This window comes from Thiocapsa sp. (assembly GCF_011390875.1).
GTDB lineage: Bacteria > Pseudomonadota > Gammaproteobacteria > Chromatiales > Chromatiaceae > Thiocapsa.
This window is the reverse complement of sequence record NZ_JAABRP010000034.1, coordinates 17,330-33,876: the sequence shown is the minus strand read 5'-3', so window position 1 is coordinate 33,876 and position 16,547 is coordinate 17,330. Positions and strand designations below refer to the sequence as shown.

Here is a 16,547-nt window from a genome sequence, read left to right as displayed (position 1 = left end):
AAGCCAGTCGGCAAGCGCGCGCAGCTCGGTCTCGTCCGCAGTGGCGGCGGTGAAATAGGCCGCCGCCGTGAGCATGCCGGCCAGCAGCAGTGCGGTGTCGATCATCGACACCTCGCAACGCCAGGCCCGCGTGCCGCGGTCCAGATGCAGGAAGTGGAAGTAAAAGCCATTGCGCCCGGTGGATTCCGGCGTGCCGCTCCGGTCGCTGTCCCGGAAGAAGCGCAGCGCGGCCAGGCTGCGCTGCAGCGCCTCGTCGCGGGTCATCCAGCCGCGCTCGACGCCCACCGGATAGGCCGAGAGGGCGAAGCCGACGACCGCGATGCTCGCGTGCGAGCCCGGCCGCGAGGTATCCGCCACGAGGCCGTTGTCGCGGTTGGTGTGCCGGAGGAAATAGTCGAAGGCGGCGCGTTGCAGGCCGTCCAGCATGGCTTCGTCGATCGGCGACAGGGGCTCGGCCGGTACCGCGGGAGGTAAGGGCGCGGTCTGAATCACGGTGGCGTCTAAGCGACCTTGACCGCCGTGATTTCAGGTTGTGAGGGCAACGCCGGCGCGGCAGCCAGCGTGCCGACACCCGGGCGGAACCTGGCATTGCGGATTGCCTCGAGGTCGATCACCAGGTCAAGTTCGTCCGCATCGTGCGCGAGGTCCTCAGGCCGTCGGCATCGGGTCCGGCAACGACTCCCTCCTCCAGTGCGATGAGGGTGTTCAAGATCTTGAAGGTCGAGGCCGCCGGGAACCGTTGCGCGGCGCGCGGGGCGTTGTGCACATGCACCGGATCGCCGTCGAGGTCGGCGATGACGAGGGTGCCCTCGACGCCGGACGCGGCGAACAGCGCGGCGAGGTCGGCGTCCTCGGCGTGACCGGGTGTGGCGATGAAGAGCGCCGTGAGCAAGAGAAGAAGCCGTGGCATCGGGAGATCCGGGTTCGGGTGAGCAACGGCGCGAGCTTACACCGGCCAGTCGGCATCCACGCGATCCGGGATGGCCGGGGCGCGTGCAGGGTCCGGGGTGGGGTGCCCGAAGGCGGCGTGCAATGGAGCCTGGTTACCGATGGATCCTGGTCCGGCATCCGCAATGACCGGCCGAGATATCGGACGGTCCGATCGCCAAGGCACAGGCGGATGGCTTCGAGGCCGTCGCGCTCGTATTCCTCCCGCCCAGCGTCGCACCGGCCACAACTGGGCCTGAGCCATAGGGTCTTGCGTCCGATCGTGCCTGTAGAGACTATCGGACCTGGAAGCCACACAACAACCACGCCATCCGGAGCGCTTTCATGCCCAAACCCAAAAATGTCCTCGCAGAGCCCCTGGAAACCTGTTCGCTGGAGCCGCGCGGCGGCTTCACCCGCTGCGGCAACTGCGAGACGGCGCTGCAAGCGATCGGCTCGCACACCGTCTGCGACCTGGCCGAACTGAAATACCACTCGGTGGACCTCTCCTGATGTTGGTCTTCATGCCGGAGGGCGTGTTTCGGAGAGGCTTTCAGCTGGCGCTCTGGGGTTGCGTCCTGGTGGTGGCCTGGCTTGCGTTCGCGCCGTTCGCCGAGCCTGGGGGTTTCTCGTGGGACAAGGCCAACCACGTGCTGGCCTTCTGCGTCATGGCTGCACTGGCGGACGCCGGCTATCCGGGTCGCGACCGGGAGTTGCCGCGCTGGGGGCTGCTGCTGGGCTATGGGCTCGTCATCGAGTTGGTGCAGTGGCAACTGCCGTATCGCGAGTTCTCGTGGCTTGACCTGGTCGCAAACGTCGTCGGCGTCCTGCTCTACATTGGCCTGCGCGCGTGGGTCGGCTGGCGCCTCGGGCGCCCGCGCGTGCCGAGCCGAAGCCGGCCATGATGCTCGTCACTGGGGCAGGTGGGCGTCCTAGCGCTCCAGGACGATCGCGGCGTTTCGCGACCTGGAGATCCTGTCGGACCGATCGGCATCCATCGGCGACGTCCGGTTGGACAGTCCCGTTCACACGTCTGCCGGCTTGCGCCCGACGATCGACGCCGGTCGCCGGTCTCTCGCGTCATGACTAAAGATCGCTCAACCCGGGGTAGTCGGTATAGCCCTCCGCGCCGCCCCCGTACAACTTGTCTTCCTGCAGCGTATTGAGCGGTGCATTCTCGCGCAATCGGCGAACCAGGTCGGGGTTGGCGATAAAGGGGCGGCCGAAGGCCACGAGGTCGGCCCTACCCTCCGCGAGGGCCTGTTGCGCGTCGTCCTTGCCGTAGCCGTTGTTGATCATCCAGCAGCCCTTGAATCGCTCGTGCAGGGCCTCGTAGTCGAACGGGCGCTCGGCGTCTTCGGGTTCGCGGGGTCCGCCGGTTTCACCTTGGATGACGTGCACGTAGGCCAGACCGAGCGGGGCCAGTCTATCCACGAGATGGTTGAAAAGCGCTTGTGGATCGCTGTCGCGCGGGGTGTCGTTGAACGTGGTCATGGGGCTGAGGCGGATCGCGGTGCGCCCGGCGCCGACCGCGTCGGCCACGGCCTGCATGACCTCCACGACAAGACGCACGCGGTTGGCGATGCTGCCGCCATAGGGGCCTGCGCGGTCGTTGACGCTGTCTCGCAGGAACTGCTCGAGCAGGTAGTTGTTGGCGGCGTGGACTTCGACCCCGTCGAACCCGGCGGCGCGTGCGTGTTCGGCGGCGTGCCGGTAGTCCTGGATCAGCCCGGGGATCTCCTCGTCGCGCAGTGCGCGCGGTTCGGAGACCTCGACGAATCCCTCGGGCGCAAACGTCATGGCATTGGGTCGGCGGTTCGTCGAGGAGACGGGGACCTCGCCGTCCGGCAACAGCGAGGTATGGGAGATACGTCCGACGTGCCAGAGTTGCATGAAGATCAGCCCGCCCGCGGCGTGCACCGCATCCGTGACCTTGCGCCAGGCGGCCACCTGCTCGGCGCTGTAGATGCCGGGAGTATCCAGATAGCCCTGGCCCAGGGGGCTGATTTGGGTCGCTTCGGTGATAATCAGACCGGCGGTTGCGCGCTGCCGGTAGTAGGTGACCGTCAACTCGCTCGGCATCAGACCGACGGCCCGGTTGCGCGTCAGCGGTGCCATGACGATGCGGTTGGGCAGGGCGAGATCGCCCACCTGGATCGGGTCGAACTACCCGGACAGGGTTTCCGGACAACTCCGCATCGGGCAAGCAATTGCCCGGCAATCCGACCATTGGGGGCATGGATACAGCCATGACCGAACAACCCACCTCAGCCGTCATGGACCTGCAACGTGCCCATCGCTCGGTGCGCGACTACACCGCCGAGCCGGTGGACGATGCACTGCTGGCGCGGCTGATCGCTTCCGCCCAAGGTGCCGCCTCGTCGAGCTTCATCCAAGCCTATTCGCTGGTGCGCGTACACCGGGCCGAGGCGCGGGCGCGTATCGCCAAGGCCGCCGGTGGTCAGCGTTGGGTGGAGCAGGCGCCGGTGTTTCTGGTCTGCTGCGCGGATCTGCGCCGCATCGATCACGCCTGCCGGGCACAGGGCCGCGGCGAGCTGGCGGGCTGGGCCGAGCATTCGCTCGCCGCCATCGTCGACTGCGCGCTGTTCGCGCAGAACCTGATGCTGGCGGGGGAGTCCGTCGGGCTCGGCGGCGTCTTCATCGGGGGCATCCGCAACGCGCCGGACGTGGTCGTGGCGGAGCTGGCGCTGCCGCAGTGGGTGTTGCCGCTGTTCGGCCTCTGCCTGGGCTGGCCGAGCGAGCAGGCCAAGGGGCAGGCGGTCAAGCCGCGCATGCCGGTGGAGCTGATCCTGCACCAGGACCGCTACCGGGACCCGGACCCGGCCGAGATCGGCGCCTACGACGCCACGATGGCCGCTTACTATCGCAGTCGCGGCAGCAACGCCCGGCTGGACGACTGGTCCGCCGCCACCGCCAATGCCGTGCAGGGCAAGAAGCGCGAGCACATGCTCGATTTTCTGCGCGGACGGGGGTTCTTCCGTTGCTGAGCCGCAACGGCGACTGGGGGAAAACGACGCACGGATGGCCGGTGTCGGCCTGCCAGTTGGCGGTGAGAACCGGGTCGGAGATCAGGAACCAGCCGATGTCGAGGTTGTAGTTAACTAGCATGAACTAGCCCACCTCGTTGCGGTTGTTGTCGCCGTCGAAGGCTCTGGACGCATTGACGCCGCTTGCAGTTCTCTCGGCGAGCTACTCAGTGGTCCCGGGAGCCGTCTCCTATCGACCGCAAGCGAGTGACCGATCCATCCTGTTTGTTGACAGTCCGGCCTGGCATCGGGACAACCGGTTGTGTCGCCTAGCGGCCCGAGGACGGCGTCGAAGACGCGGATCGAACCATGAAAAGCGGACTCAGGAGAATTGTGCCCCTCCCGGGCTGTCCGCCCGCTTATGCCGCACCGCTTGTCCCGCGTCCCGGCTTTCCGCTCGGGCTCAGCCGGGCGTGCGACCGGACCAGTCATCGTCGCATAGGTAAGAAGACTCGCAACTTGGTGATCTGTAACCCCTCGCGGCATGTCGCACATCTCGCGCGGGTGCGGCCGTGAGCCGCAAGTCCCATGCTAGACTGGCGCTGCCCCGCTCGATTCGGCCGCAAATCTCCGACGTTGACCGGGCTCACCCGAGTTGATCGAACTTCCGGACATTCGCAGACCAGGTCAAACGCACCATGAAGCAAGCTCGGACACTGGAGCTTCTCAGCCAGCACAAGGCCCATCTCGCCCGCCGCTACGGCGTGACCGGACTCGCATTGTTCGGCTCCACGGTCCGGAGCGAAGCCCGGGAAGACAGCGACATCGACATCCTGGTCGGTTTCGATGGGCCCGCCACCTCCGAGCGTTATTTTGGCGTCCAGTTTTATCTGGAGGATTTGCTCGGCCGGCCGGTCGACCTGGTCACGGAAAAGGCCCTACGTCCCGAGCTGCGGCCCTACGTCGAGAGCGAGGCAGTCCGTGTCTGATCCCGCTGCCCCGCCCCGCGCATGGGACTTCTACCTGGACGACATGATCGGATTCTCCGAGAAGGTCCTGGCCTATACGGCCGGGCTGGATCAGGACCATTTCGTCCGCGAGGAGCTCATCTACGACGCTACGCTGCGCAATCTCGAGCTGATCGGTGAGGCCGCGACCCATATCCCCGAGGCTGTACGGGCCGCCAATCCGGATGTCCCCTGGCGACTCATCGTCGCCACACGCAACCGGTTGATTCACGGCTACCTCGGAATCGACGACGACACCCTCTGGAGCATCGTGCGCGACGATGTGCCCGCCCTGCTGAAGCGCTTACGGGAGGTGCGCGACCGTCCGGTGCCCTCATCCCCTTGAGGCAACACACGGGCTCGAATGGCCACTCGTCGCAACGATACGGCCGGTCCCGCCCTGCGGGGCTTCCGGTTGCCGGCTGATCGAGCCACAGACGGCACTCCAAGCGACCCTCTGGCCCGAGGGTATCGAGGATCTCGCGATCTTCGACGACCAGGGGATGCTGCGCGAAGCTATCCAAATCAAGGGGCACACGGCCCCATTGACTTTTTCAGAGCTTGTCTCCAGGAGCGGAAACGGGCTGTTGCAGCGGGCGGTCGAGGTTGCACGGAAACATCCCGCGTGCAAGGTCCGTCTGCTGAGCTTTGGCCCTTTCGGTCAGGAGCTTCAGGACGCGTGGAAGGGCTCGGCCGCCGCGCGGGATCGTGTAGGGCAGAAGCTCAAGAATGCCGGGTTGACCCCGTCGGATATCTCCCTTCTGTTCGAGCGTCTGACCCTGAAACGGGTGGACGAGAATACCGAGCGGGCCAAGGTCGAGCAGTTCCTCAGCGCAGCCCATGCGTTGGCGGGCCAGTCGAGCCACCCCGCGGCAATCTTGTGTCATTGGTTGTACTGGCTAGCGGAGAACCAAGAGCGAGTGACACAAGCGGACCTGATCGCCAGGCTCGCCGATGTGGGACGCTACCTTCATGCCCGAGACGGCTACTGGCGCGATTGGTTCAGTGTCATTGAACCCCTGGACCCAGACATAGACCTGGAGGCGCAACGGGATCGCTTAAACAACCAGTTTCAGCAAGGCATGTCGGCTCGCTACGAGCACATCCTGGCCGGATGCGACATTCCTCGACGCGGCTGGCTGGATCGAATCAGCGCGCGCTATAGGGTCGTGAAGTCCAATAGCTCGACCCAATCCTCGTTCACGAAGCCTAGGATCAAGTCCGCGACCAGATCGCGATGCGAGAACAGTAGCGTGTAGGAAGGATCGTGTTCGGCCATCCGGGAGAGCGGGATAATTCGCTTGTTTGGTATCGGCGTGAGGACGGCCGCGAACCTTTCACGGAATGGTTGGACGCCTTACGCGATAGGGTGGCACAAACAAGCATTCGCGTTCGTTTGCGACACATGAGTCGATTGAAAGGCGTGGTCTCGCACCACGAGCGCGAGATCGCCGAACTGCGTGCAGACCGGGAACTGGCGGTCGCGTACCTGAAAGCAGCGATGGAGTCACTCGACGATCCCGACGAGCGAGCCGCCGGTCTCTTGGCGCTCCGCACGGTGGCCGAAGCCCATGGCTTGCCGAAGGTGACGCATACCATCCCGGAACTTCGATCAATCTCGGTTTAACCGCGTCTCCGCTCTCGATGCTGAAAGGCGCTTTGCGGTCGCCGCCGGAGCTGTCGACGCAGATCGGCTCCGTCGCGGAGGCGGTCGACAAGGAAGCGAAAATCGAGCGGAAATCGGTGATTCAGCGTGATTGCTCGTTCACCCGGGCTCGCCCAGTCGAGGGGGAATTCGGCATCGGCGAATGCGAAGGCGATGTAATTGTCGTCGTGGGTGACGCGACCGAGGTGGACTCGTCCCTCGAAGACCTCGTCGAGCAGCATGAAATGCGCATGCCATCCGTCGGGCGATCCGCAAAAATTGGCGACGAGCAAGCCCCCGGGTCTGAGCCGACAGCGGGCCGCTGCGTAGAAATCACGACTGAGAAACGCGGGCGAGATGCCGTCTGCGTCGAAGCCGTCCAGCAGCAGGACGTCGGTGTCGCGCTCGTCGGCGGGAAGATAGTCGGCGGCGTCGGCTCGAACGATGACGAGGCGCTCGTCCTCGGGGACGCCGAACTCGGCGCTCAGGGCGATGACATCGGCGTTGACCTCGACCACGGTCAGGCGCGTGTGCGGCAGATGGCGGTGACAGAATTTGGGCATGGAGCCGCCGCCGAGCCCGACCATCACGACATGCTCGGGCTCGGGCACGAACAACAGGAAGGCCATCATCTTGCGCGTGTAGGCGAAATCCAGCGCGTACGGATCCGCGATGCGCATGGAGCTCTGCACGTAACGCAGACTGAAGTAGAGCCGCCGGGTCCGGCCGTCTTCGACGATGAACGGCTTGCCGTAGCGTCCGCTCAAGATGCGCTCGTAGAGTCGCTCCGGGTCGCAGGTCCTTGACTCGAGGACGCGCAGACGGCCGTACTCACCCAATGCCCCACCCGGTAGCTCCAAAAGCGCTGGTTGCTGCTGCACGGCGTCGTATCTCTCTGGATTGCTTGTTTTTAATGTGGACGGTGCCTGCATGCACACGTCGCGTCGGTGCTTCGTCACCCCGACACGGTCCGGTGCAAGGCGTCGGACAACAATGCCGCCGGCCCCCGTCATGAGATGATCCAGTGGTTTTCCGATGTTAATCACATTAACATCCAAAACAAATAGCATGCACATCGGTGGAGTGCCATGGAAAACCGCAGCGCGAGAATCACGGTGCTGATCGATCCGATCAAAAAACAGCTCTTCGAGGAGATCTGTGCCGAGCAAGACCTCACGCCGTCGCAGGTGATCCGCAAGCTGATCCGTGAGTACATCGTCGGGCACTCCGGATCGCGCGAGCTGCCCGACTGGCTGACGGCGACAGCGCCGAAGGCCGAAGGCAAGTGAACCTCTCGAGGGGTTGACCGGTCGGTGACGGTGAATGACCGAGAGTCGAACGACAGGCGCGCGAGGAGGGCGATGGACGGTGGACCGCAACGACCGGATGATCCAAGCGCTTCGGCGGAACATCCCGACCTTCGCATGTGAGCCCGGATGCCATGATCGATACCCGCACCGAGCAAGCCATCCATCGCTATCTCGAGAAGACACGCCAGGTCCTTGTTTGAACCGGATCCGGTCGATGACGATGATTGAAGATCCGCCTCGGGATCGCACGGACGTCATCCACGCGCACATCGCCTGCCTGCTCGAGAACGGGCGGGACCGCTCGCTCAGCCAGAAGAAGCCGGGCTGGAATTCGCTGCTGTTAACAACAGGGCCTGCGACCGCGTTAGCGTGGCACGTGCTGGTTATCGTCGACACCAATCGATACAACCGAAACTGCCTGTTGGCGCGTAGCAATTCGGTGGCCTACGGTTAAACCTGGATCCGGCAGTTGAACGGCCCGTGGAGTGTGTCTCGCGTGGCGTCCAGCAAGGCGCGACGAGGTGTCGTAGTGGTTCTACGCCAACGCGTTGCAACGCAGTCGGGCGCCGCGCGGGGCGTGCTCCAGGGGTCGTAGCGGCCTTCACCCGGTGGGTGAGGCGTCAGATGACTAAGATCGCCAACGACGTCAAATCCTTGCATGCGGTACGAAGCGGTCAACTTCCGAATCTAGGTTAAAATGCGCAACGCCGGTCTCGAAGCAGAGCCAGTCCGGGGTTGCTCGACGACGCTCACTCCAGACCGACGCGCGAAGAATCGGACGGGAAGACAAGAACAGCAAGACAAGAACAGGAAGACAAGCGGTGTTCCCCACCACAGTCAAACCCAGCAAAGACGAGGAGATGACACCCATGCTCATGAAGGCGATCCCGGCGGCCGTACTCGCTGCCTTCCTTAGTGCCCCCGCAGCCGCGGAACCTGTGATGGCGGTCGGCAAGGCGAAGCCCAACACGTTCTGGTGGCCTGACCAGCTCGACCTCCAGCCCCTGCGCGACCACAACCCGGCGTCCAATCCCTACGGTACGGATTTCGATTACGCGAAGGCCTTCGAGAGCCTCGACCTCGCGGCCGTCAAGGCGGATCTCAAGGTGTTGATGACGACGTCCCAAGACTGGTGGCCGGCAGATTTCGGCCACTATGGCCCCCTGTTCATCCGCATGGCCTGGCACAGTGCCGGCACCTACCGGGTGGCAGACGGGCGCGGCGGCGCCGGGGGCGGACAGCAGCGCTTCGATCCGCTCAACAGCTGGCCCGACAACGTCAACCTCGACAAGGCGCGGCGCCTGCTCTGGCCGATCAAGCAAAAGTACGGCCGCAACATCTCCTGGGCCGACCTCATGGTCCTCGCCGGCACCGTCGCGATGGAGGACATGGGCTTCAAGACCTTCGGCTTCGCCGGTGGCCGGGCGGACGACTGGGAGCCCGACCTTGTCTACTGGGGTCCGGAAGCCGACATGCTCGGCGGGGAGCGCGACGACGCCGACGGTAACCTGCAGAATCCACTCGCCGCCACGCAGATGGGGCTGATCTATGTGAATCCGGAAGGCCCGGGCGGCAATCCCGATCCGCTCGCGGCCGCCGAGCAGATCCGCACGGCCTTTGGCCGCATGGCGATGAACGACGAGGAAACCGTCGCCCTGATCGCCGGCGGTCACACCTTCGGCAAGACCCACGGCGCCGGCAAGCCGGGCGAGTGCGTGGGCGCCGAGCCCGCAGCGGCGCCGATCGAGCAACAGGGTTTGGGCTGGGCCAACCGGTGCGGCAAGGGCAACGCCGAGGACACCATCGGCAGCGGCCTGGAAGGAGCGTGGACCGCTGCGCCGACCCGCTGGACCATGCTCTATCTGAGCAACCTGTTCGACCACGACTGGTTGCAGACCCGTAGCCCGGCCGGCGCCATTCAGTGGACACCCAAGGACGGAGCGGCCGCCGGCACGGTTCCCGACGCACACCTGGAGGGCGTCGGCCATGCGCCGATCATGTTCACGACGGACCTGGCGCTGAAGCTCGATCCAACCTATCGCAAGATATCCAAACGCTTCCTGGAGAACCCGGGGGAATTCGAGCTTGCGTTCGCGAAGGCCTGGTTCAAGCTGACGCATCGCGACATGGGGCCCCGCGCCCTGTATCTCGGCGATGAGGTGCCCGAAGAGGTGCTGCTCTGGCAGGACCCGGTGCCCGCGCTCGACCATGCGCTTATCGATGAAAGCGACGTCGCCGAGCTCAAAAAGCGCATCCTGGCGTCCGGTCTGACAACCGGTGAGCTGGTGCGCACCGCGTGGGCGTCGGCATCCACCTTCCGTGCAAGCGACATGCGCGGTGGCGCCGATGGTGCGCGCATCCGCCTTGCGCCGCAGAAAGACTGGCCGGTCAATGATCCGGCAAGCCTGGCAACGGCGCTGCAGATCCTGGAGGAGATCCGGACGACCTTCAACACCGGGGCATCCGGCGGCAAGCAGGTCTCACTCGCCGATCTGATTGTCCTGGGCGGTGCCGCGGCCCTTGAGCTGGCGGCCAAGGATGCCGGCTATGACGTGGACGTCCCCTTCACGCCCGGGCGGACGGACGCAACCCAAGAGCAAACCGATGTCGAGTCCTTTGCCGCCCTCGAGCCGACGGCCGACGGCTTTCGCAACTACTATGCGGACGGGAACCGCATGTCGCCGAGCGAGATGCTGGTGGACCGTGCAGATTTGCTGGGACTAACGGTACCTGAGATGACGGCACTGGTCGGCGGGATGCGCGCCCTGGGCGCCAACAGCCGCGGCTCGCGGCATGGCGTGCTCACCGAACACCCCGGCCCGCTGACCAATGACTTCTTCGTCAACCTGCTCGACATGAACACCGTCTGGTCACCGGCGGCGGAAGCCGATGGTCTCTACGAGGGACGAGACCGAGCGACGGGCGAGCTGAAATGGACGGCGACGCCGGTGGACCTGATCTTCGGATCGAACGCCGAGCTGCGTGCCATCGCTGAGGTCTATGCGTCCTCGGATGGAGACGAGGAGTTTGTCCGAGACTTCGTCGCCGCATGGACCAAGGTGATGACGGCCGACCGCTTCGATCTGAAGCGGGGTTAGGCGACAGTCGCTCGGGCCATGGATGGCGTCGGCCCGGTCAAGGCAGGAAAGGCCAGCTGGACCTCGGTGCCCGTTGCTGGATCTGAATGGATGCGCATCTCGCCGCCGTGCTGCTCGACGAGGCGCCGCACGATGGCGAGACCCAACCCGGTTCCGTTGGGCTTGGTGCTGAAGAAGGGCTCGGTCAGACGCGCGAGCAGGTGCGCAGGGATCGGTTCGCCGCCGTTGTGCACACGCAGCAGGATGCGGTGCTCCGGCGCTTGCTCCTCGATGTGCCAGGTGACCGGGGTGCCCTCGGGCGAGGCTTGACAGGCGTTGTCGGTCAGGTTGACGAGGATCTGCAGCAGGCGATCTTCGTCGGCGAGGATGCGCGCCCTTGTAGGCGGCGACGCAAGTCGGACCGGGTGTAGCCGGTCGCTGTCCGCATAGCCCGCGACGAAGTCGGCGAGTGTGGAGACGACGTCGACCGCCTGCAGGTTCAGACTCAGCGGCTTGGCGTAAAGGAGCATGTCTTCGAGCAGACGCCGCATCCGCTCGGCCTCGCCGGAGCCCAGGGCGATGCGCCGCTGCGCGCGCTCCTCCAGCGCGAGTCCGGCGAGCGACTCCAGCGCCATGGACACCGTCGTGAGCGGGGTGCGCAGCTCATGGGCGATGCCCGAGGCAAACTCTCCGATGGCGGCCAGGCGACCTTGCTCGGCGAAGCGGGCGGTGCGCCCGAACGCTTGCGTCAGGAGCTGTGCGATGTTGCCCAGGAGACGCCGCCGAGCGGCATCGAAGCCCTCGGGACGACGGGTGGCGAACACCACCACCGCCGGGACGGGTGTCTGCGTTTGCGCGGTGAGCGGCAGGAAGATCGCGTCCCGCATGCCGAGCGCGACCAGGTGAGAGAGGAACTCGTAGGCCGGATTCTCGCGCACCCGGGTGACGGCATCGGCGACATGGATGGGCGCGGCCTCCGCCAGCGCGGACTCGAGTAGTGTGCCCTGCAAGCGGTAAAGCCGTCGATCGCTCGGCTGCGGCCTGCCGTCCAGCCAACCGGTCTCGACATGCGCGTTGGCGCGGGCATTGTCGATGAAGACCACCCCGATCCAGTCGAACCCGAGCAGATCCCGAAACTCGCGGCTCAAGAACCCGACCAGCTCGTCGAGATCGCTGCCTTGCTGCAGGCGGCGAATGAGCTGATGCAGTAGATCGAGCCGGACCGACAGGCGATTGAAGCTGCCGGTCAGCTCCCGGATCTCGGTGCTGCCCTCAACCGGCGTGTGATGCCCGAAATCGCCGTCGGCGACGCGTTGGAAGCCTGCGATGGTGCGGCGCAGCGGTGCGAGAACGCGGTAGCGCAGGATCAGCAGTAAACCGGCCCCGACCAACGCCACGACGACCGCCAGACCGAGCGCGCCCTGGACCACCTTGCGATACTCGCTTGCGGTCCAGTCGCGCAGGGCCCGGGTCAGCGTCGCGGTCGCATCGCCGAGGACCGCATGTTCGGCGATGACGTGCTCGGCCGCCCATTCCAGGCGGGGCTCCGCGGTGTCCTCGCCCATCGCCTCGAAGAGGGCGCCACGCCAGCCCTCCCAAGCCTGCTCCAAGTCCCGGATGGCGAGTGTCACGCCGCTGCCCAGGCGCGGCATCATCCAGGGCAACGGGGTCGGCACCTCATGGCTGAAGTCGCCCTTCATGAAGGCGTCGACGACCTGATCGAAGGTCGCGACGTGGGTCGTCAGATCCCGGTAGTAGAGCCGGACATCGCGGTAGTAGGTGGGATAGTCGCGCGGTGCGTTCTGCTTGTAGTTCATTGCCTGGGCGTGGATCTGCTCGGCGGCGAGCTCGAGCCGCCCGGCAATCTCGACCAGCGCGTCGTAGGCCAACTGGCGCTGAAAGGCGCCGACGGCATAGAGACCTGCACCGGCAAAGAGCAGGACCAGGCCGAGGAAGCCAGCGGTGAGCTGAAAGCCGAGGCTGGAGAGGCGCTGTGCGAGTGTCATGTCGAGGATGGCCGTTGAACCTTAAACCGCGCTCGGCGCGAGATGCGATGGTTTTGGATGGGATCGGCCCCGGCAGACTTGACGACCGCTGGAGTCGGCGCGGTTTAAGACGCGAAGGAACGGACAAAAGCGCGATCGCGAGCCACGCCTCGGCGCGGGGATCCCGACGCCTCGCTCAGCGGGTTGTCCCGAGCAAGACCCCACGCGTGCGTAGATCCTCCATCAATCCGGCCCCAAAGCCGATGACCTGGTCCGGATCCGGATGACCGAGCTCCTCTGCAATGCGGCGGAGCACCTCTCGCCCGGTCTGCCGGGTATCCTCTTCCAGGAGGATCAACAGTCGCTGCGTCACGGCGTTGATTTCGAGGAAGGCGATGGCGTCGTCCGGCGTGCGATAGACCACCAGATGGGTCGGTTCCGGCGGCGGCGCATCCGGTTGCAGATCCGGTCCGATGCGATGGACCGGGAAGCGATAGGTGAGATTCCATGCCAGCGGCGAGAGCACCGGGCGACCGTCGAGCAGGTCGCCGGACGGATCGATGCGGGTGCGGTCCGGCTCCGCATCGCTGATCTGCAACGCCAGCTCGACCCATTCGTAGTGCGCCAGCTCCAGAAGAAAGGGTGGATCCCGAGGATCGTTGGCGCGTGCGCCCTGCAGAAAGTCGAGAAACTCCTGCCCCAGCTCCAGGAAGAGTGGTGTCTTGGCGCGATGACGGACGAAGAAGTCCCGGATCAGGTCATTCCAGCGTGCATCGGACAAGATCCGGCGCAGCACCGGGAAGTTGCCCGCGAGTAAGGCCGAGACGTTGTTGAACACCAGGTTGCGATAGATCGCCATCCGGCGATCCTCGACATCGTCCGGTCCGGGGATCCTTGCGGGATCGCGCAGATGTGCGACGAAGGCGCGCTGGCGTTGGAAGAAATCGGGCTGGTTGACATCGGATTGCTCAGGCATCGGCCGCGCACCGCGCCGATTGCGTCGCGTGGACCTGCTGGATCTTTTTGATCCGATCGACCTCGCGAACCAGATCATCCAAGGGCGGGATGTTGAAGTCGCGCTCCAGGAGCGTGGGGAAGACCCCGAAACGCGCGTAGGCCAGATCCAGCAGCTCCCACACCGGGTCGATGACGTCCGCGCCGTGTGTGTCGACCCGCAGATCCTCGGCCTCCACATAGTGGCCGGCGATGTGGCCGTATCGGATACGCTCCCCCGGCAGGTCGGCCAGGAAGGCGCGCGGGTCATAGCCGTGGTTGACGGCGTTGACATGGATGTTGTTCACGTCGAGCAACAGGTCGCAGTCGGCCTCGGTCAGCACGGCCTTGATGAACTCGATCTCGGACATTTCTTGCCCCGGCACGCCGTAGTAGGAGACGTTCTCCAGAGCGATGCGCCGCTCCAAGATCTCCTGCACCTGACGGACGCGTCCGGCGACATGGTGCACGGCCGCCTCGGTGAAGGGGATGGGCAAGAGGTCGTAGAGGTGGCCGTCGTCGGAGCAATAGCTCAGATGCTCGGTGTAGGCGCGGATCCCGTGCTCGTCCAGGAACGCCTTGATCTGCCGCACGAAGTGCAGGTCGAGCGGGGTCGGGGCGCCGATCGAGAGCGAGAGTCCGTGACAGACAAAGGGATGGCGCTCGGTCAGCGCGCGGAGGCGGCGCGCGTTCACGCCGCCCATGCCGATCCAGTTTTCCGGGGCGATCTCGTAGAAGTCGACCCGCTCGGGCGGCCGCTCCGCCAGGGCGCCCAAAAAAGAACGCCGCAGACCGAGACCGGCGCCGTGAACGGGGTAGGGTTCTGGAGTCATGCCGTCAATGGGTTCCGGTTGGAATCGTTATACGGATACAGACCGCGCGATCGGAGACGTTCCTTCAGTCGGGATCTACTCGACGGCCGCCGCGACGATCTCGGCCAGCATTCTGTCGATGTTGTCCAAGACCGTCGCACAGGCGCCGAGGCCGTGCCGGGTATCGAGCCAGGCCGGCGCGTTGTAGGCTACCTGCGTGACGCCGTCGGCGCCTTCCCAAATCAGCAGCTTCAACGGCAGATCGATCGCGACCGTGGCGCTGCAGTGCATCAGTCGCGTGCCTGCCGTCGGGTTGCCGAAGATCAGCAGCTCGGTCGGCGTCAATTCCAGACCCGCCTTGGTGGCGCCGGCCGCATGGTCGATGCGGGCGAAGACCCCGAGACCGCGCTCGGCGATCGCCGCCTCGGCACGATCCGCGGTTTCGGCGACCCCGTGCGGGCTGGTTGTCGCCACCAGGCCATTGCTCGGTCCATCGCCGGCGAGTGTCCAAGACGCGGGTGAGATCAAGATCAAGACAAGGCCGAGAATTCCGAGTTTCTGCATGTGTTCGGTGCTCCGGTTAGCGCGGGCGTATCGCCGCATCCCGAGTGTGCCTGATCCCGGACACCGCGTCCGGTTCCGTTCGGCAGACGGTCTCCATCAGATCCAACAATAATCGTATCGGTACCGGCTTGATCAAGACCACATCGACGGCCGGCGGCAGATGGCCCCTCCCGCCGATGCCGTGGCGGCCGCTGCAGATCGCCACCAGAGCGGCGGGGTGGTCCGCACGCAGCGCCTCGGCGAGCATCACCCCGTCGCCGTCGGGGAGATCCGCATCCACCAAGGCCAAATCAAAGCCGGCCGCGGCGGCGATTGTCCGCGCCGCGGTGCAGGTGCGTGCGAGCAGAGCGCGGACCCCGTGCTCCTCGAAGGTGGAGGTCAGCATCCGACCCAAGGCGCGATCGTCCTCGACGAGCAGGACACGCGGCCGGCGACCGTGATACGCGGTGAATCGGTCGACGGCATCGGCGGCGCTCATCCCCGTTCCCCCAAGCAGGCGCGCAGCTTTTGGCGCGCCCGAAACAGGCGCGTCCCCACGCCGGCCGAGGTCAGGCCGAGTCGATCGGCGATCTCCTGCTGCGATAGGCCGTGGAGCACCTGCAGGACGAGCGGCTCGCGATACTCGACGGGCAGCTCCCGGATGGCGCGACGCAGGACGAAGGCCTCGGTGGAGGTGTCGTAGGTCACATGGCTGTCGGGGAGCTCCTCGGTCGGGATGTCCGAGACCTGGCCTTGGGCGCGCTGGAAGCGGCGGGCGTTCTCGCGCCGCACGATCGTGAAGAGCCAGCCCTTCACCGCGTCGCGGTTCTGCAGCTTATCCAGCGAGCGCCAGGCCCGCAGCAGGGTGTCCTGCACCAGATCCTCGGCGGTGTGGACGTTGCCGGAGAGTCTGTAGGCATAGCGATGCAGATCCCGCCCGTAGGTCTGCACCAGCGCGGCGAAGCCGGACGTCTCGGGTGTTGTCCTGGGCAGGGCGGTTTCGGAGAGTGCGGTGTTCATGGCGATGGTCCGGCGATGGATTGGAGTCGCCGAAACACTGCCATTTGTCATGCCAGCATCTATCGCTTTGAAAAATCATGCCTTATTCGAGTTCTTCGGGATCGGGTTAAACGAAGCGTTGTAACGAATCGTGACGACGCCCGGCTCCGTCGCGCCTCCTGTCACGATACGTCGCATCTGCCCGACGCACGGCCCCCGCCGGTGCGCTCCTCACGCCGCGGCGCGAAAGAGACCGATCCCG

The 16,547-nt window shown here is 65.4% G+C and carries 19 protein-coding genes and 2 pseudogenes; 9 read left to right on the top strand and 12 right to left on the bottom strand.

Going from position 1 to position 16,547, the window contains the following annotated elements; all coding sequences use genetic code 11:
* Nucleotides 1-426, bottom strand: a pseudogene (locus tag GPT33_RS04380) (hypothetical protein); the annotation flags it as partial.
* 184 nt (nucleotides 427-610) lie between these two features.
* On the bottom strand, nucleotides 611-910 hold the full coding sequence (locus GPT33_RS04375; protein WP_296806108.1) for a hypothetical protein: 300 nt from the start codon (nucleotides 908-910) through the stop codon (nucleotides 611-613).
* A gap of 362 nt (nucleotides 911-1,272) precedes the next feature.
* Here GPT33_RS04375 and GPT33_RS04370 point away from each other — a divergent pair, with 362 nt between their 5' ends.
* Nucleotides 1,273-1,440, top strand: a complete 168-nt coding sequence (locus tag GPT33_RS04370; protein ID WP_296806107.1) for a DUF2237 family protein — start codon at nucleotides 1,273-1,275, stop codon at nucleotides 1,438-1,440.
* A gap of 23 nt (nucleotides 1,441-1,463) precedes the next feature.
* Nucleotides 1,464-1,832 carry a hypothetical protein gene (locus tag GPT33_RS04365; protein WP_296806106.1) on the top strand — a complete coding sequence of 123 codons (369 nt, stop codon included), beginning with the start codon at nucleotides 1,464-1,466 and terminating at the stop codon, nucleotides 1,830-1,832.
* A 181-nt stretch (nucleotides 1,833-2,013) separates the two neighbouring features.
* On the opposite strand, the gene GPT33_RS04360 is transcribed toward GPT33_RS04365, so the two are convergent.
* Nucleotides 2,014-3,084 (bottom strand): alkene reductase, encoded by a 1,071-nt coding sequence (locus GPT33_RS04360; RefSeq protein WP_296806111.1) that lies wholly within the window; start codon nucleotides 3,082-3,084, stop codon nucleotides 2,014-2,016.
* 92 nt (nucleotides 3,085-3,176) lie between these two features.
* Here GPT33_RS04360 and nfsA point away from each other — a divergent pair, with 92 nt between their 5' ends.
* From nfsA to GPT33_RS04345, 3 genes are all read left to right on the top strand, one after another.
* Complete coding sequence (gene nfsA, locus GPT33_RS04355) at nucleotides 3,177-3,935, top strand: oxygen-insensitive NADPH nitroreductase (RefSeq protein ID WP_296806105.1); 759 nt, start codon at nucleotides 3,177-3,179, stop codon at nucleotides 3,933-3,935.
* A gap of 677 nt (nucleotides 3,936-4,612) precedes the next feature.
* Nucleotides 4,613-4,903, top strand: coding sequence for a nucleotidyltransferase family protein (locus GPT33_RS04350; protein ID WP_296806104.1), 291 nt, complete (start codon nucleotides 4,613-4,615; stop codon nucleotides 4,901-4,903).
* Between the two features lie 43 nt (nucleotides 4,904-4,946).
* Nucleotides 4,947-5,267: a DUF86 domain-containing protein gene (locus tag GPT33_RS04345; protein ID WP_296806110.1), complete on the top strand. Its 321-nt coding sequence runs from the start codon at nucleotides 4,947-4,949 to the stop codon at nucleotides 5,265-5,267.
* Nucleotides 5,268-5,475: 208 nt separating this feature from the next.
* Here GPT33_RS04345 and GPT33_RS04340 read toward each other — a convergent pair whose 3' ends face one another.
* Both GPT33_RS04340 and GPT33_RS04335 read right to left on the bottom strand, forming a co-directional pair.
* Nucleotides 5,476-5,808, bottom strand: a complete 333-nt coding sequence (locus GPT33_RS04340; RefSeq protein ID WP_296806103.1) for a hypothetical protein — start codon at nucleotides 5,806-5,808, stop codon at nucleotides 5,476-5,478.
* Between the two features lie 275 nt (nucleotides 5,809-6,083).
* Nucleotides 6,084-6,200, bottom strand: a pseudogene (locus GPT33_RS04335) (transposase); the annotation flags it as partial.
* Nucleotides 6,201-6,335: 135 nt separating this feature from the next.
* Between GPT33_RS04335 and GPT33_RS04330 the strand changes: the two are divergent.
* Complete coding sequence (locus GPT33_RS04330; protein WP_296806102.1) at nucleotides 6,336-6,548, top strand: hypothetical protein; 213 nt, start codon at nucleotides 6,336-6,338, stop codon at nucleotides 6,546-6,548.
* Here GPT33_RS04330 and GPT33_RS04325 read toward each other — a convergent pair.
* A complete protein-coding gene (locus GPT33_RS04325; RefSeq protein WP_296806101.1) occupies nucleotides 6,545-7,447 on the bottom strand; it encodes a spermidine synthase in 903 nt (300 codons plus the stop codon). The genes GPT33_RS04330 and GPT33_RS04325 overlap by 4 nt on opposite strands.
* A gap of 207 nt (nucleotides 7,448-7,654) precedes the next feature.
* On the opposite strand from GPT33_RS04325, the gene GPT33_RS04320 reads away from it, so the two are divergent.
* The 3 genes from GPT33_RS04320 to katG all read left to right on the top strand — a co-directional run bounded on the left by GPT33_RS04320 (nucleotide 7,655) and on the right by katG (nucleotide 10,974).
* Nucleotides 7,655-7,855 carry a CopG family transcriptional regulator gene (locus tag GPT33_RS04320; protein WP_296806100.1) on the top strand — a complete coding sequence of 67 codons (201 nt, stop codon included), beginning with the start codon at nucleotides 7,655-7,657 and terminating at the stop codon, nucleotides 7,853-7,855.
* Between the two features lie 235 nt (nucleotides 7,856-8,090).
* A complete protein-coding gene (locus GPT33_RS18870) occupies nucleotides 8,091-8,330 on the top strand; it encodes a hypothetical protein (protein ID WP_363928999.1) in 240 nt (79 codons plus the stop codon).
* 487 nt (nucleotides 8,331-8,817) lie between these two features.
* Nucleotides 8,818-10,974, top strand: a complete 2,157-nt coding sequence (katG, locus tag GPT33_RS04310) for a catalase/peroxidase HPI (protein WP_296806109.1) — start codon at nucleotides 8,818-8,820, stop codon at nucleotides 10,972-10,974.
* On the opposite strand, the gene GPT33_RS04305 is transcribed toward katG, so the two are convergent.
* The 6 genes from GPT33_RS04305 to GPT33_RS04280 form a co-directional block, all read right to left on the bottom strand.
* Nucleotides 10,971-12,959, bottom strand: coding sequence for an ATP-binding protein (locus GPT33_RS04305; protein WP_296806099.1), 1,989 nt, complete (start codon nucleotides 12,957-12,959; stop codon nucleotides 10,971-10,973). The genes katG and GPT33_RS04305 overlap by 4 nt on opposite strands.
* Nucleotides 12,960-13,134: 175 nt before the next feature.
* Entirely contained in the window at nucleotides 13,135-13,914 is a 780-nt protein-coding gene (locus GPT33_RS04300) for a putative DNA-binding domain-containing protein (RefSeq protein ID WP_296806098.1), read from the bottom strand.
* On the bottom strand, nucleotides 13,907-14,764 hold the full coding sequence (locus tag GPT33_RS04295; protein WP_296806097.1) for a DUF692 domain-containing protein: 858 nt from the start codon (nucleotides 14,762-14,764) through the stop codon (nucleotides 13,907-13,909). The genes GPT33_RS04300 and GPT33_RS04295 overlap by 8 nt, the downstream gene beginning before the upstream one ends.
* 75 nt (nucleotides 14,765-14,839) lie before the next feature.
* Nucleotides 14,840-15,307 carry a DUF302 domain-containing protein gene (locus GPT33_RS04290; RefSeq protein ID WP_296806096.1) on the bottom strand — a complete coding sequence of 156 codons (468 nt, stop codon included), beginning with the start codon at nucleotides 15,305-15,307 and terminating at the stop codon, nucleotides 14,840-14,842.
* 16 nt (nucleotides 15,308-15,323) lie between these two features.
* Entirely contained in the window at nucleotides 15,324-15,785 is a 462-nt protein-coding gene (locus GPT33_RS04285; protein WP_296806095.1) for a response regulator, read from the bottom strand.
* On the bottom strand, nucleotides 15,782-16,306 hold the full coding sequence (locus tag GPT33_RS04280) for a sigma-70 family RNA polymerase sigma factor (RefSeq protein WP_296806094.1): 525 nt from the start codon (nucleotides 16,304-16,306) through the stop codon (nucleotides 15,782-15,784). The genes GPT33_RS04285 and GPT33_RS04280 overlap by 4 nt, the downstream gene beginning before the upstream one ends.
* Between the last annotated feature and the right edge of the window lie 241 nt (nucleotides 16,307-16,547).